At 59.2% G+C, this 14,263-nt stretch carries 13 protein-coding genes; 4 read left to right on the top strand and 9 right to left on the bottom strand.

Annotated features, from left to right (window positions below; translation table 11 throughout):
• Positions 1–44 precede the first annotated feature (44 nt).
• Complete coding sequence (gene bhcB / locus BOA8489_RS15800; RefSeq protein ID WP_093975280.1) at positions 45–1,013, bottom strand: beta-hydroxyaspartate dehydratase BhcB; 969 nt, start codon at positions 1,011–1,013, stop codon at positions 45–47.
• Between the two features lie 12 nt (positions 1,014–1,025).
• Positions 1,026–2,216, bottom strand: coding sequence for an L-aspartate--glyoxylate aminotransferase BhcA (gene bhcA / locus BOA8489_RS15795; protein WP_093975279.1), 1,191 nt, complete (start codon positions 2,214–2,216; stop codon positions 1,026–1,028).
• Positions 2,217–2,427: 211 nt separating this feature from the next.
• Between bhcA and bhcR the strand changes: the two genes are divergently transcribed.
• Entirely contained in the window at positions 2,428–3,255 is an 828-nt protein-coding gene (bhcR, locus tag BOA8489_RS15790) for an HTH-type transcriptional regulator BhcR (RefSeq protein ID WP_093975278.1), read from the top strand.
• A 65-nt stretch (positions 3,256–3,320) separates the two neighbouring features.
• Positions 3,321–4,295: an Ldh family oxidoreductase gene (locus BOA8489_RS15785; RefSeq protein WP_093975277.1), complete on the top strand. Its 975-nt coding sequence runs from the start codon at positions 3,321–3,323 to the stop codon at positions 4,293–4,295.
• 21 nt (positions 4,296–4,316) lie between these two features.
• Here BOA8489_RS15785 and BOA8489_RS15780 read toward each other — a convergent pair whose 3' ends face one another.
• Entirely contained in the window at positions 4,317–5,186 is an 870-nt protein-coding gene (locus BOA8489_RS15780; protein WP_245813909.1) for a sterol desaturase family protein, read from the bottom strand.
• Between the two features lie 97 nt (positions 5,187–5,283).
• Positions 5,284–7,896, bottom strand: a complete 2,613-nt coding sequence (clpB, locus tag BOA8489_RS15775; RefSeq protein ID WP_093975276.1) for an ATP-dependent chaperone ClpB — start codon at positions 7,894–7,896, stop codon at positions 5,284–5,286.
• Positions 7,897–8,061: 165 nt separating this feature from the next.
• Here clpB and pyrF point away from each other — a divergent pair, with 165 nt between their 5' ends.
• Positions 8,062–8,790 carry an orotidine-5'-phosphate decarboxylase gene (gene pyrF, locus BOA8489_RS15770; protein ID WP_093975275.1) on the top strand — a complete coding sequence of 243 codons (729 nt, stop codon included), beginning with the start codon at positions 8,062–8,064 and terminating at the stop codon, positions 8,788–8,790.
• Positions 8,791–8,993: 203 nt separating this feature from the next.
• Positions 8,994–9,635 carry a Hint domain-containing protein gene (locus BOA8489_RS15765; protein ID WP_093975274.1) on the top strand — a complete coding sequence of 214 codons (642 nt, stop codon included), beginning with the start codon at positions 8,994–8,996 and terminating at the stop codon, positions 9,633–9,635.
• A 3-nt stretch (positions 9,636–9,638) separates the two neighbouring features.
• Here the strand turns inward: BOA8489_RS15765 and BOA8489_RS15760 are convergent, their stop codons facing one another.
• The 5 genes from BOA8489_RS15760 to BOA8489_RS15740 form a co-directional block, all read right to left on the bottom strand.
• Positions 9,639–10,703: an NAD(P)/FAD-dependent oxidoreductase gene (locus BOA8489_RS15760; RefSeq protein ID WP_093975273.1), complete on the bottom strand. Its 1,065-nt coding sequence runs from the start codon at positions 10,701–10,703 to the stop codon at positions 9,639–9,641.
• The gene (locus tag BOA8489_RS15755; protein WP_093975272.1) at positions 10,700–11,140 is read right to left on the bottom strand and encodes a MarR family winged helix-turn-helix transcriptional regulator; all 441 of its coding nucleotides are present in this window, start codon (positions 11,138–11,140) and stop codon (positions 10,700–10,702) included. Before BOA8489_RS15755 ends, BOA8489_RS15760 begins: the two co-directional genes overlap by 4 nt.
• Before the next feature lie 44 nt (positions 11,141–11,184).
• A complete protein-coding gene (locus tag BOA8489_RS15750) occupies positions 11,185–12,114 on the bottom strand; it encodes an aldo/keto reductase (RefSeq protein ID WP_093975271.1) in 930 nt (309 codons plus the stop codon).
• Between the two features lie 90 nt (positions 12,115–12,204).
• Complete coding sequence (locus BOA8489_RS15745) at positions 12,205–13,284, bottom strand: BMP family ABC transporter substrate-binding protein (protein WP_093975270.1); 1,080 nt, start codon at positions 13,282–13,284, stop codon at positions 12,205–12,207.
• A gap of 31 nt (positions 13,285–13,315) precedes the next feature.
• Positions 13,316–14,245 carry an ABC transporter permease gene (locus BOA8489_RS15740; RefSeq protein WP_093975269.1) on the bottom strand — a complete coding sequence of 310 codons (930 nt, stop codon included), beginning with the start codon at positions 14,243–14,245 and terminating at the stop codon, positions 13,316–13,318.
• Between the last annotated feature and the right edge of the window lie 18 nt (positions 14,246–14,263).

Below are 14,263 nucleotides of genomic sequence, written 5' to 3'. Positions count from 1 at the left end.
GCTCCTTTAGGGGCTGTCTTGTTCGTTTGTTCTAATTTCGGGGCTCAGAGCCACGGCAACTTGTCGAGATCGACGTTGCCGCCCGTGACGATGACGCCGACGCGCTTGCCTTTGAAAACCTCGGGGTTCTTCAGGATCGTCGCCAATGGCGGGGCGCAACTTGGCTCCATGACGATGCGCAGGTATTTCCACGTGATCTTCATCGCGTCGATGATTTCTTGTTCGGACGCAGTGTGGATGTCGGTCACGAAGTGCGACACGAAGTGCCAGGTGTTTTCCTTCAGCGGCACCTTGAGACCGTCGGCAATCGTCTCGGGCGCGTCGTCGGCGATGATGTGACCCGCTTTGAAGGAGCGGTAAGCGTCATCGGCCTGCTCGGGTTCCGCCGCGTATATCTTGGTGTTCGGGGCGAGGTTCGAGATCGTCAGGCAAGTGCCCGAGATCATGCCGCCGCCACCGATGGGGGCGACCACGGCGTCAAGCGGGCCGTCGACTTGTTCAAGAAGCTCCGCCGAACAGGTCGCCTGACCAGCGATGACTCGGGGGTCGTTGTAGGGGTGGACGAATTCGCCGCCGGTGCGGGCCTGGACCTCGGCGAAGGAGGCTTCACGCGAGGTTGTGGACGGTTCGCATTCGGTAATCGTGCCGCCGTAGCGTTTCACAGCGTCTTTCTTGGCCTGCGGAGCCGTGCGCGGCATGACAACGTTGCACGGAATGCCTCGACGACCGGCCGCATAGCTGAGCGACAGAGCGTGGTTGCCGGAGGAGTGCGTGCAGACGCCGTTCCTGGCTTGTTCATCCGTCAGCCCGAAAACCGCGTTGCAGGCACCGCGCACCTTGAAGGCGCCAGCTTCCTGAAAGTTCTCGCACTTGAAGTAAATGTCGGCCCCGGTGAGATCGTTCAGATACTGCGATCGCAGAACCGGCGTGCGGTTGATGTAGGGTTTGATCCGCTCGTGCGCCTCGCGCATGTGCTCAATCGTCAGGCCCTCGGCTGTGGTGTAATCCAGCATGTGTCTTGTCCTTTATGCTGCGGCTTTGGCGGCAGGGGCGCGGGAAGTACGGAAGTACTCCTGCGCGGCAGCGACGCCGCTTCCCAGCTTCACCGGGTAATCTAGGTCGGCCATCGCCATTTCAATCGTTGCCAGACCGGAAAGAACCATGACGTCGGTCAAACTGCCGAGGTGGCCGATGCGGAAGGCTTTACCGTTCATCTCGCCAAGGCCGATGCCGAAGGACACGCCATACGCGTCGAAAGCATGAGCGGTGAGCGCGTTGCTGTCGAAACCCTCGGGCACGTAGATCGCGCTGACGGTGTCGGAATACAGGTCAGGCGATTGGGCGACCAGCTTGAGGCCCCATGCATCAACGGCACGGCGCACGCCTTCGGCGAGGCGGAAGTGGCGGGCGTAGACGTTGTCGAGACCCTCCTCGAACAGCATCTTCAGGCTCTCGCGCATGCCGTAGATCAGTTGCAGCGGTGGCGTATAGGGGAAACCGCCAGAGGCGTTTGCTTTCATCATGTCGCGGAAGTCGAAGAAGATGCGCGGCAGTTTGGCTGTCTCCATGGCGGCCAGTGCCTTTGGGCTGACGCAGAGGATCGCCATGCCGGTGGCCAGCATGAAACCCTTTTGCGAGCCGGACACAGCAATGTCGACTTGCCAAGTGTCCATTTGGAAATCCATCGATGCCAGCGAGCTCACGCAGTCGACCATGAGAAGTGCGGGGTGGCTTGCGGCGTTCATTGCGCTACGCACACCGGCGATGTCGGACTTAACCCCGGTTGCGGTTTCGTTGTGGGTGACAAGAACGGCTTTGATCTCGTGGCCGGTGTCAGCCGCAAGGGCTGACTCGAACCGGTCGACAGGCGCACCGCTGCCCCATGGGCATTCAATGATCTGCACGTCGAGACCGTGCCGCTGGCAAAGATCGATCCAGCGGTGGCTGAACATGCCGTAGCGTGCAACAAGAACCTTGTCGCCAGGGCTGAGTGTGTTGGTGACGGCTGCTTCCCAGCCGCCGGTACCGCTGGATGGGAACGTAATGACTTTGCCGGTGGTCGTGGCGAAGACTTTTTTGGTGTCTTCAAGAACGGGCGCGAATGTCTCGACAAAATCCGGCGCTCGGTGGTCGCGCGTTTGCACATGCATGGCCGACAACAAGCGATCAGGAATGTTTGTTGGGCCTGGAATGAAGACTGGGTTCTGGTCTGACATCGTTCGATTCTCCGATTTGCTTGAGCCAACATACCATCTATTTGAGTTAGTGCAATTTTCTTGAAAACGTTTTCCGTTTAAATAACTAATTGCCTATCATACTGACTTTATTAATTTTTAATTTTTCATTTTCCGTCTATTTTTTAGTATTGAAAATTATTTTCAGTTTAATCAGACTATGCTCCAGATATCGCCATCAAGGATTCGGACCATGCAGCAAGCAAAGCGCCAGCGCGGACGGCCAAAGTCTCAGTTCTCGGAAAGCAGTGCCGGGACGCTTCAATCCCTGGACCGGGCTTTGGGGGTTCTGAGCGCGATTGCGCGCGCGGATCGGATGACACTGACGGATCTTTCGCTGGCAGTCGGGGTGCCGACAGCGACGACGCATCGGATTCTGACGACACTCCAGAAGCGTGGGTTTGTGACCTTTGATGAAGAGCGTCAGGACTGGCTGATCGGGATCGAGGCCTTTCGCACGGGGTCCGCATTTCTGAAGCGGCGCGATCTGGCCGAAATCGGGCGACCTGTGATGCAGCTTTTGATGGAACAGACAGGCGAGACGGCGAACCTCGCGGTTCCGCAGGGGGCCGAGGTTGTGTTCATCGGGCAGATCGAGACGCACAATCCGATCCGGGCGTTTTTCCCGCCAAGCACGCGGACAGCGATGCATGCATCCGGAACGGGCAAGGCAATCCTTGCGGCGCTGCCCGAAGACCAGGTGCGACAACTTTTGACGCGCGCGGGATTAGAAAGGTTCACTGCGAACACGCACACTAGCCCCACGGATCTGTTTGAGGATCTTTCGACGATCCGCGCACGCGGCTGGTCCTTTGACAAGGAAGAACGCCACGACGGGATGTCCTGTATCGGCAGTGCGATTTTCGATGAGTACGGCAAGCCCTGTGCGGGCGTGTCGATCTCGGGGCCGAGCATTCGGTTTGATCCGTCGCGAATTTCCGAGTTTGGGGCATCGGTTGCGCATGCGGCAGCGCAGATTACCGAACGCAGCGGTGGCGTGATGCCTTCCCGGCGGGGGTGATTAGTCGGTTGCGGGGCGCGCTGGGGTGACTAGGTTGGACGGGTCAAATGAGAGGACCCTGCCCCATGCCCGACGTTTCCATTCGTGAGATTGAGCGCGTCTCGAAGGACGCTTTGCTGCGGCATGGTGCGAATGAGAATGCTGCGGGGATCATGGCGGATGCCATTGCCTGGGCCGAAGCTCGGAGCAATCGCATCTGCGGGTTGTATTATCTGGAGAGCTATTGTCGTCAGCTTGCGACCGGGCGGATCAATCGCAGGGCGACGCCCTCGGTCGAGGCGGTTCGCGCTTCGGTTTTGAAGGTGTACGCAGACGATGGGTTTGCGCAGGTGGCTTTTGATGCGGCGTTCGATCAGGCCGTCACAGTTGCGCGCGAAACGGGAATCGTTTCAGTGTATATCGGCAGAGCGCACACCTGCACCGCTTTGGGGTGGTTCACAGAACGTGGGGCGGCGGCTGGGCTGATCGCTTTGGGTGTGACCAACGCCAGCCCGATTGTGGCACCCTTTGGTGGGTCAAAACGGGTGATTGGAACGAACCCGATAGCCTTTGCTGTGCCGGACGGCGCAGGCGGTGTCGCATTTGCGTTTGATCAGGCGACGACTGTTGTCACGCTTGGGGCTGTGAACATGGCTAAAGAAGCGGGCGAGCCAATTCCCGAGGGATGGGCTGTGGATGCCGATGGCAATCCGACAACCGACCCCGAGGCGGCGCTTAAGGGGTCTTTGTTGTCCACTGGTGGCGCCAAGGGCTGGGGCATTGGTGCTATGGTCGAGATTTTGGCGGCAGGTCTGACGGGGGGACGCTTGTCTCAGGACGTGAAGCCGTTGAAGGCACCGGAAGGCGAGCCGCACGATCTGGGGCAGGTGTTCATTCTGATCGATCCCGGAACGTCACCCCAGTTCGGCGAACGTTTGGCCGGGCTAATTGCAGGTGTTGAGGCGGATGGGCGCGGCCGATTGCCGGGATTTGGGCGTGTTCCGATGGAGACAGTCACTGTGCCCGAGGCGCTTTGGGTGGCGTGCGAAGGCTTGACGTGACAGACCGCTTGTCAGGGGCCTTCAGTTTTCAGGCGGCACTTGGTCGCTGACTTCGGATTTGCCAGTTCGGTTTATCGGATATCCACTTGCCGGACCTTTGAGAGGTTGGGTCAGCATACGGTCGATCCAGAGTTCGCGGCGACTTCGGAACTGCTCGATGCCGATGGTCATGCCTTCATGACCGTCGCGCGGTTGCGCCTTATAGGTGCCTAGCAGTCGATCCCACCACGGCACGTTGAACCCGAAGTTGCTGTTGGTCTCGGAGGGGTGGATCGAGTGGTGCACACGGTGCATGTCGGGGGTCACGATTACCCACCGCAAGACCGCGTCCACACGCGCAGGCAGCCGAATGTTCGAGTGGTTGAACATGGCAGACCCGTTCAGCAGGACTTCGAAGATCAGGACCGCGATGGCCGGGGGGCCAAGCGCCAGAACTACAAGCAGCTTGATTGCCATGGACAGGAGAATTTCAGCAGGGTGAAATCGCAACCCGGTTGTCACGTCGAATTCAAGATCGGCGTGGTGCATTCGGTGCAGTCGCCACAGCGCTGGCACGGCATGAAAGACCACGTGCTGCAGATAGATTATCAGATCCAGGATCAGGATGGTCACCACGATCGCGAGCCAGTTCGGGACGTCCACAAGTGCGAAGAGACCCCAGCCATTTCCCGAGACGATCAGCGCCAATCCGACGGCGACCACAGGAAAAACCAGGCGGACAATCAGCGCATCGAGGACCACGAGGGAAAGGTTATTTGACCAACGCAGAAGGCGGGGAATTTCGACACGTCGTCGCGGTGCCGCGACTTCCCAGAGCGCCATGACCGCTAGAATTGCAATGAACACCGAGATCCTGATCTGGGGTTCGTAGGCCAGTATTGCGTCCGTCACGTGAAGCCTCCACCGTGGGTAAGGGCGGATTCAGGCTTTGGCCTTTCAACTCGCCCATGAACAAAAGGCCCCGCATAGCGCGGGGCCTTTCGGGACTTTAGTGCACCACCGCGTCTTCCGGTGGCTGACGGTTTGACGTCGATACGCGGTCGCCCACAAGGAGACCATCGGCACCCGCCGTGACGGTGACGGTTGTGCCTTCACCGATGTCGCCCGCAAGGAGCATCTCGGCAAGCTGATCCTGAAGGGCGCGCTGGATGACCCGCTTCAGAGGCCGTGCGCCGAACACCGGATCATAGCCTTCGTCGGCCAGCCACTTCTGGGCGGCTTCATCCAGTTCAAGGCCGATGTTCTGCTTTGCCAAACGCTTGCGCAGGCGGCCAAGCTGAATATCAACGATACCGTCCATGTCTACGCGCGTCAGACGATCAAACACGATCTGGTCGTCCAGCCGGTTCAGGAACTCGGGCCGGAAGTGGGCGCGTACGGCGTCCATGACATCGCGTTTCGCTTCTGAGGCGTCCGTACCGTCGGGCAGTTGGCTGAGCGCCTGACTGCCAAGGTTCGACGTCAGCACGATCAGCGTCTGCTTGAAGTCGACGCGGTGGCCCTGACCGTCGGTCAGAACGCCATCGTCGAGAACCTGCAACAGGACGTTGAAGACCTCGGGGTGCGCCTTTTCGACCTCGTCGAACAGGATCACCTGATACGGCCTGCGCCGCACGGCCTCGGTCAGCACACCGCCTTCGTCATAGCCAACATAGCCCGGAGGCGCGCCGATCAGGCGGGCGACCGAGTGCTTTTCCATGAACTCGGACATGTCGATCCGCACCATCGCACTTTCGTCGTCGAACAGATATTCTGCAAGCGCCTTGGTCAGCTCAGTCTTACCGACGCCGGTCGGGCCAAGAAACAGGAACGAACCCAGAGGGCGATTTTCGTCCTGAAGCCCGGCACGTGCGCGTCGGACGGCATTTGAAACCGCCTTGACGGCCGGACGTTGACCAACGACGCGCTTGGCAAGCTCGTCCTCCATGCGCAGAAGTTTTTCGCGTTCGCCTTCCAACATTTTGGACGTCGGAATACCAGTCCAACGCTCGACAACTTCGGCGATCTGCTCGGGGCGAACCGCTTCTTCGACCATAAGATCATCCGCTGACTCAGCCACTGACAACTGCTTTTCGAGACCCGGAATGACGCCATAGCTCAACTCGCCTGCGCGTTGCAGGTTGCCTTCGCGTTTGACCTGATCCAACTCGGCACGGGCGCGGTCAAGTTGCTCCTTGAGATCGCGTGCGCCTTCCAGCTTGTCCCGTTCCGCTTGCCATTTCGCAGTCATTTCAGACGAGGTTTCCTGAAGGTCCGAGAGTTCCTTCTCAAGCTTCTCAAGCCGATCCTTCGAGGCCTTGTCGTCTTCTTTCTTCAGGGCTTCCGCTTCGATCTGCTTTTGCAGGATCTCGCGGTCCAGCGCGTCGAGTTCTTCGGGTTTGCTGTCGACTTCCATGCGCAGACGGCTGGCGGCTTCGTCCATCAGGTCGATGGCCTTGTCCGGCAGAAAGCGGTCTGTGATGTAGCGATGCGACAGGGTCGCCGCCGCCACAAGGGCCGCGTCCGAGATGCGCACACCGTGGTGCAGCTCGTACTTTTCCTTGATGCCGCGCAGGATCGACACCGTATCGGTTTCCGACGGTTCGTTCACCATGAGCGGCTGGAAGCGGCGAGCAAGCGCCGCGTCTTTTTCGACATGCTTGCGGTATTCATCCAAGGTGGTCGCGCCGATACAGTGCAATTCGCCGCGCGCGAGGGCGGGTTTCAGCAGGTTCGAGGCATCCATTGCACCATCGGCTTTACCCGCGCCGACAAGCGTGTGCATTTCGTCGATGAACAGGATGATTTCGCCTGCGGCCGCCGTGACCTCGGAAAGAACGGCCTTCAGGCGTTCTTCGAACTCACCGCGGTATTTCGCACCGGCAATCAGCGCACCCATGTCGAGCGACAAGAGCTGCTTGTTGCGCAAGGACTCCGGCACATCGCCGTCGACGATGCGCATGGCGAGGCCTTCGGCGATGGCGGTCTTACCGACGCCGGGTTCACCGATCAGAACGGGGTTGTTCTTAGTGCGGCGCGAGAGCACCTGCATAGCGCGGCGGATTTCTTCGTCGCGCCCGATGATCGGGTCGATTTTGCCGTCGCGGGCAGCCTCGGTCAGGTCGCGCGCGTACTTTTTCAGAGCGTCATAGCCTTCTTCCGCAGAGGCTGTGTCAGCAGTGCGGCCCTTGCGGACATCGTTGATCGCCGCATTCAGCTTCTGTGCGGTCACAGCACCCGCATCCAGCGCGTCTTTTGCCTTGGACCGTGTCACGGCAAGCGCCGTCAAGATGCGTTCGACAGGCACAAAGCTGTCGCCTGCTTTTTTGGCAAGTTTCTGCGCTTCGTCGAGAACTTTGGCGGTCTGTTGGTCCATATAGGTCTGGCCAACGTCCCCGGTGACTTTTGGGATCTTGGCAAGTGCGGCGTCCACCGCTTCGACGACGCGTTCCGGCGCGCCGCCTGCTGCCTTGATCAGGTTGGTCGCAAGGCCCTGATCATCGTCCAGCAATGCTTTCAGCAAGTGTTCGGGCGCCAGTTTCTGATGGCTTTCCCGCATTGCGATCGTCTGTGCGGCCTGCAAGAAGCCGCGCGACCGCTCGGTGAACTTTTCTAAGTCCATGGGTCTCTCCTTTAAAAGCGCTCTGATTTTAACACCCGGCAAGCGGCATGCTATTGATGAGCCTCAAACGCTATATGGGAACGCGACTTGAGCGGCTCAAGGCCAAAGCCATATGGCAGGCACATTCTCTTGCTCTTGCGTCGGTCGCAGGCTAGGTCGGCAGCCATGACAAACGCAGATGACCGCTTGATTGTTGCCCTTGATGTCCCGAACGCATTGGAAGGGCTGGATTTGACCGCCAGGCTTGGGGACTCAGTTTCCTTTTACAAGATCGGCCTGGGAATGCTGACCGGAGGAGGTCTGGCGCTTGCCGTCGAGCTGAAGGAAGAGCACGGCAAGCGGATTTTCATGGACCTAAAGCTGTTTGACATAGGTGCGACGATTGAGGCCGCGGTCCGGGGTTTGGCGCAGTTCGACCTTGATTTCCTGACAGTGCATGGTGATCCGCACGTTGTAAGAGCGGCGCGTGAAGGGGCTGGTGGAAGTGATCTGAAAATCCTCGCCGTGACCGTCTTGACCTCGCTGGATCGCGGTGACCTTGACGCGGCGCAGATCCGCCCGGGAAGCATTCCGGATCTGGTTCAGGAACGCGCCGGACGTGCATTTGAAGCCGGAGCGCACGGGGTTATCGCTTCGCCACAGGAAGCCGGCTTGATCCGCGCCTTGCCACAGGCAGAGGGGCGCCTGATCGTCACGCCTGGCGTGCGCCCGGCGGGGGCGGATCTTGGGGACCAGAAGCGGGTCATGACCCCTGCCGAGGCAATTGCAGCGGGAGCTGACCATGTTGTGGTTGGCCGACCCATTCACCGGGCTGGTGACCCAAAAGCAGCAGCCGAGGCGATCACGGCTGAAATGCAGTCGCCCCAAGCGCAGAGACCGAACAAACTTCACTGACACAATTCCCGCTGACAGCGCGAACTGTTGATGTCGATCTCACGCCTATACGCGCGCTCCTCCGTTATTGTTGACGTTTGCGAAACAAATAACAGGCTATTGTTCACAGCAATCCCGGATTCAACATGACCTGTCCCTAATCTGGTCACATTTGAACCCTTGGGTGGGGGAAAGAGGATCTGCGTTGCGGAAGGAACGTCTTGATGACGATGGCTGCTAAAATCACCAAGGCCGAAAAGGTAAGCAAGACCGGTGTCGCCGGGCTTTGTGCCGGTGCGAACTTGCGCACCCCCTGCGGCCCAAGGCGTGTCGAGTTTCTGCGCGTCGGGGATCTTGTCGTCACGCGCGACAATGGATTGCAGCCGGTACGGATGGTCTGGACCCGCACGGTGACCGCTGCTGAAATTGCCGCTGATCCGTCGCTGGCGCCCATTTTCTTGCGCACCCGGGCAATCGGTCCGATGATGCCACAGCGCGATATTTCGGTCGCGCCCGCGCATCGCCTGCTTATTCCCGGATGGCGTCTGGAGGATGAGGCTGACAACGTAGCTTGCCTTGTGCCTGCACGAGATATTTCAGATCTGAATGACAGCATCTTTGTCGATCGCGCTCCCGACGAAGTGACCTATTACAACGTCGTGTTTGACGAACATCAGGTGCTCTGCGCGAATGGCCTGCCGGTTGAAAGCTTTTCGCCAACGACCGAAAGCCTTAAGGAAGCCCCCCGCACCGTGCGCGAGGAACTGAGAAAACTCTTTCCTGATCTGGGTCCGAAATTCAAAGACTACCCGGCACCACGCTACAAGATACGCGAGCGAGTCTCATACATTCCTGACTACGCCTAAGCGTCAGCGAAATCGCAACGGGCTCAGGGCTTGCACGGTTTCTGACCGCAGCACTGGGCGACGACCTGCCAGCAAATCCGCCAGACAAGAAGACGCGGCGGGTGAGCTTTGAATGCCATAGCCACCCTGCCCGGCACACCAGAAAAACCCATCAGTATCAGGGTCATGCCCGATAACCAGACTGCGGTCCGGTGAAAACGTCCGAAGTCCCGCCCATGAGGTTTCAAGCCGTGTCACCGGGCTTGTGACATACTGCTGATAACGATCCAGCCCCTCAGCCAGCACCATGTCATCTGGCCAGGCATCCATCGGATCCATCGGGTCCTCATCTCCCGGCGACACGATCCAACCTCCGGCATCCGGCTTGGCGTACCAGCTCTCGCCCGGACCAAAGAGCATCGGCCACTTGGAAACATCATGCCCATCGGGCGCGGGCAGGCGTGCCATCGAGCGGCGGTTTGGTTGAAGTCCGATCGGTGCAACACCGGCCATTTCAGCGATCTGGTCAGCCCAGGCGCCTGCGGCGTTCACAAGGATATCGGCCTCGAATTCACGGCTGTCGGTGGCCACTTTCCACACCGTGCCCCTGGAAATTCCCGTGACACGCTGGCCCGTCAGGACCTGCGCACCGTTCGCCCGCGCGTCTCTCGCAAAACCCTGCAGCAACTTGTCAGTATCGATGTCATGCGCGTCTTCATGGATTGCCGCCCGTGTGACGTCCGGGCTAAGGATCGGCACCCGCACAAAGGCATTTGCCACCGCGCATTCCTCCATTCCCATCGTCGTCAAATCGGCTTCGAACTGCAACTGATCGCTGTCCTTGCCAATAAGCATCAATCCCCGCGGGCTCAGAACTCCGCGGGCCTCATGTTCGGCGCGCGATGCGCGGTTCAGTTCACAGGTTGTCGGTGTGCCGTAATGTTCTTCGAACATCGCGGCGGACCGCCCGCTTGCGTGGTAACCAAGTGCGGGCTCCGCTTCGAGAAGGGTGACTTGCGCGTCCAATGAAATTTTCGCAGCAGCAGATGCCCCGGCCATCCCTCCGCCAATGACCAGAACGCGAGTCATTCGCTGTCTTCAACCGCCTTTGCAATCGTCCGAAAGACCGCACGTGCGGTTTCGATATCCTTGGGACTTATCTTGCCCGACAACTGCTGCAAAACCTTCGCCTCACCCCGAGACGCGGTCGCATGAGTGCGCTCGCCCTTGATGCTGGCTTCAAGAAGCCTGGATGACTTATGGGCGGGGTTTTCCACGAACTCCGCCAGCCCCTTTTCGACCAAGGCGTCGGCCCGCTTTTGGATATGTTGGCGGGAAACGCCACGGCTCCGCGCGATCTGCGGAACGGTCGCGGCGCCTTCGAAGACTAGAAAATCCAGCACATCGCGCTCGGCACCAGTCATGACACTGTCAGAGGCCGACAAGCCTGACCATCCGCGCGATACGCGTCTCGCCTGTGCTATCAAGTCGACGATGGGTCCGTGGTGTGGGTCATTTAAATCCATGATGCTCTCAAATCGAACAGTCCAGTTTCCTGTCGCCAGCCGGCCTAACCAGCCTCTTCCAAACGGTCAGTTGCAGGCGGAGGCGTGGGCGATAGCCTTGATATCTCATCGTAAATGGCCTTATCCATCTCGAAGGTGACCGCCGCCAAAGACGGGGCCAGTTGCGCGGCAGATCGGGCGGAAATGATCGGACCATAGACGCCCTTGTGCTGCGCAACCCAAGACACCGCAAGTGTCGCCGGATCGACACCAACCTTCGATGCCAGCCGCGAAAGCCCCTCCGCCGCTTCATACATCCAAGCCGTGCCATACCGTTTGTTGTACATCGGGTCATCTTCAAGACGCCCCCCCTGTCCGGCGGCGTATTTGCCGGTCAAAAGCCCGCCCCCGAGTGGAGAATAAGGGCAAACCGCAAAGCCCTCGGAAATGGCCATCGGCAAAATCTCAACCTCGACCTGGCGTTTTACCAGATTATACATCGGCTGAATGACGTGTATATCGATCCCCATGGATTGCGCCAATTGTCGCGCCTTCATAACTTGCCAGGCGGAATAGTTGGACACACCGACATAGCGCACCGACCCTTCCTTCACCCACTCGGCCATGACTTCGTAAGTAGCCTCGAGCGGTGTCTCCGGATCCCAGCGGTGCAGATAGAGAAGATCAACACCATCCATCCCCAACCGCTTGCGGCTTTCGTCAAATTCGGCGCGGATGACATCCGGCTTTGCAACAACCGTGCCGGCGCATTTTGTGGCGATGAACACGTCATCGCGTTCGTCAGCGGCAAGCTGGCCCAGAATCCGTTCTGAATTGCCCTCGGTGTAGGCATGAGCCGTGTCAAAGAAGTTGATGCCCGCAGCGCGGCAGTCCGCGTACATCTCTGCGCTATCGGCCTCACTTGCCTTTGCCCCGAACTGCATCGTTCCGAAACTGAACCGGGACGCCTTTTTACCTGAAATTGTCGCCAGCATCGCTCATTCACCCTTTTTCAAATACCACCGCCGGAGGCTCAAAATCAAAGGCCGCCCGCAGGCGGCCTTCCTTCACATAACGCCGAGCGCTTAGTTGGGGATTTCCCCGGTCATACCTTCAACGTAAAAGCTCATCCCGGCCAGATCGCCGTCACTGGCAATTTCACCGTCTGCCAGCCAAACCGAGCCATCCTGCTTGTTGATGGGGCCGGTGAAGGGGTGATACTCGCCCGCTGCAATCGCATCGCGCATCGCTTCCGCTTCAGCTTTGACGTCAGCCGGAACAGCGTCGGTGATCTCGCCAATACCGACCATGCCCGGTCCAATGCCGTCCCATGTGTCAACGCTTTCCCAAGTGCCATCCATGACGGCCTGAACGCGCTGGATATAGTATGGTGCCCAGTTGTCGATGATTGAGGACACCCGTGGAAGCGGAGCGTATTCGCCCATGTCCGAGGCCTGACCGAAAGTGATCACGCCACCAGCTTCTGCTGCTGCGGCCTGAGGCGCAGTGGAGTCGGTGTGCTGCAGGATCACGTCAGCGCCGTTTTCGATCAGAGCTTTGGCTGCGTCAGCTTCTTTTGCCGGGTCGAACCATGTGTAGGCCCAAACGACCGAGAACTCGACGTCCGGATTGACCTTCTTGGCGTGAAGATACGCCGAGTTGATGCCCCGGATCACTTCGGGAATCGGGAACGATGCAATGTAGCCAATCTTGTTGGTCTTCGTCATCTTACCCGCGATGTGACCCTGGATGGCGCGGCCTTCGTAAAAACGAGCCGAGTAGGTCGACACGTTGTCGGCACGCTTGTAGCCGGTTGCATGCTCGAACTTCACATCCGGGAACTTGGCGGCGACGGCAATCGTCGGGTCCATGTAACCAAAGGACGTCGTAAAGATCAGGTCCGCGCCTTGAAGCGCCATTTGCGTCATGGCGCGCTCGGCGTCGGCACCTTCAGGAACGTTTTCCTGAAACACGGTTTCGACCTTGTCGCCAAAATGCGCTTCAACCGCGAGACGACCTTGGTCGTGCTCGTAGGTCCAGCCGCCGTCACCGACGGGGCCTACATAGACAAAGCCAACCTTCAGCGGAGCGTGTCCGTCAGCGAAGGCCCCCGTGGCAATCGCTGCAGCAGCGACCCCGGTCAGTAGTAATGTACGTTTCTTCATAGTTAACTCCCCATTAACTCTACAGTGTGCCTCAGCTTGAGGCGTGAAAGGCCCGTCCAAGCGATGCCGGCGCATTGAGCGCCGCGCGATTTCGATCGGACGAGATTATGACCAGCACAAGGATGGTTATCAGGTATGGCGACATGGACAAGAGCTCGACGGGAATTGCCACACCTGCGGCTTGCAAGTTCAGCTGCAATACCGTGATCCCGCCGAAAAGATAGGCACCAAGTAAAACACGGCCCGCGCGCCAGGAGGCGAATACGACAATGGCCAGCGCGATCCAACCCGCGCCTGCGGTCATGCCCTCGGTCCACTGCGGCACGCGCACAAGGCTCAGATAGGCGCCGCCAAGGCCAGCACACGCGCCACCGAAGCCAATGGCGGCAAGACGCACAAGGATCACGTTGTAGCCAAGTGCGTGCGCCGCATCGTGGCTTTCCCCGACCGCGCGCAAGATCAGACCGCCACGCGTGTATTTGAGGAAACCCCAGACGCCGGCGACAATGGCCAAAGACACGTAAACCATCAGATCGTGACTGAAGAGCATCGGGCCGAGGACGGGGATATCGCCAAGCAGGGGGATATCGAGCTTGGGCGTCGACGGTGGTTTGATGCCGACATAGCTTTGTCCCATGAGACTCGAGAGCCCTAGCCCGAAGAGCGTCAGCGCAAGGCCCGTCGCAACCTGATTGGACAGCAAATACTGGGTCAGGAAGCCAAACAGCATCGACAAGATTGCGCCACCGATTGCGGCGGCAGCGAAGCCAACAGCCGGCGAGCCGGTTTCGACGGCAATCGCAAAACCGCAGATCGCACCGACGATCATCATGCCTTCGACACCAAGGTTCAGAACACCCACTTTTTCGACGACCATTTCGCCGATAGCGGCCAAAAGGATCGGGGTTGAGGCAACCATGAGAGAGGCGACCAGCAGAATCGGATTGATTGAAAGGTCCATCTAGAACGCCTCCGTCGA

It is taken from the genome of Boseongicola aestuarii (assembly GCF_900184815.1).
In the GTDB taxonomy this organism is placed as follows: domain Bacteria; phylum Pseudomonadota; class Alphaproteobacteria; order Rhodobacterales; family Rhodobacteraceae; genus Boseongicola; species Boseongicola aestuarii.
This window is presented reverse-complemented; position numbering and strand designations above follow the sequence as displayed.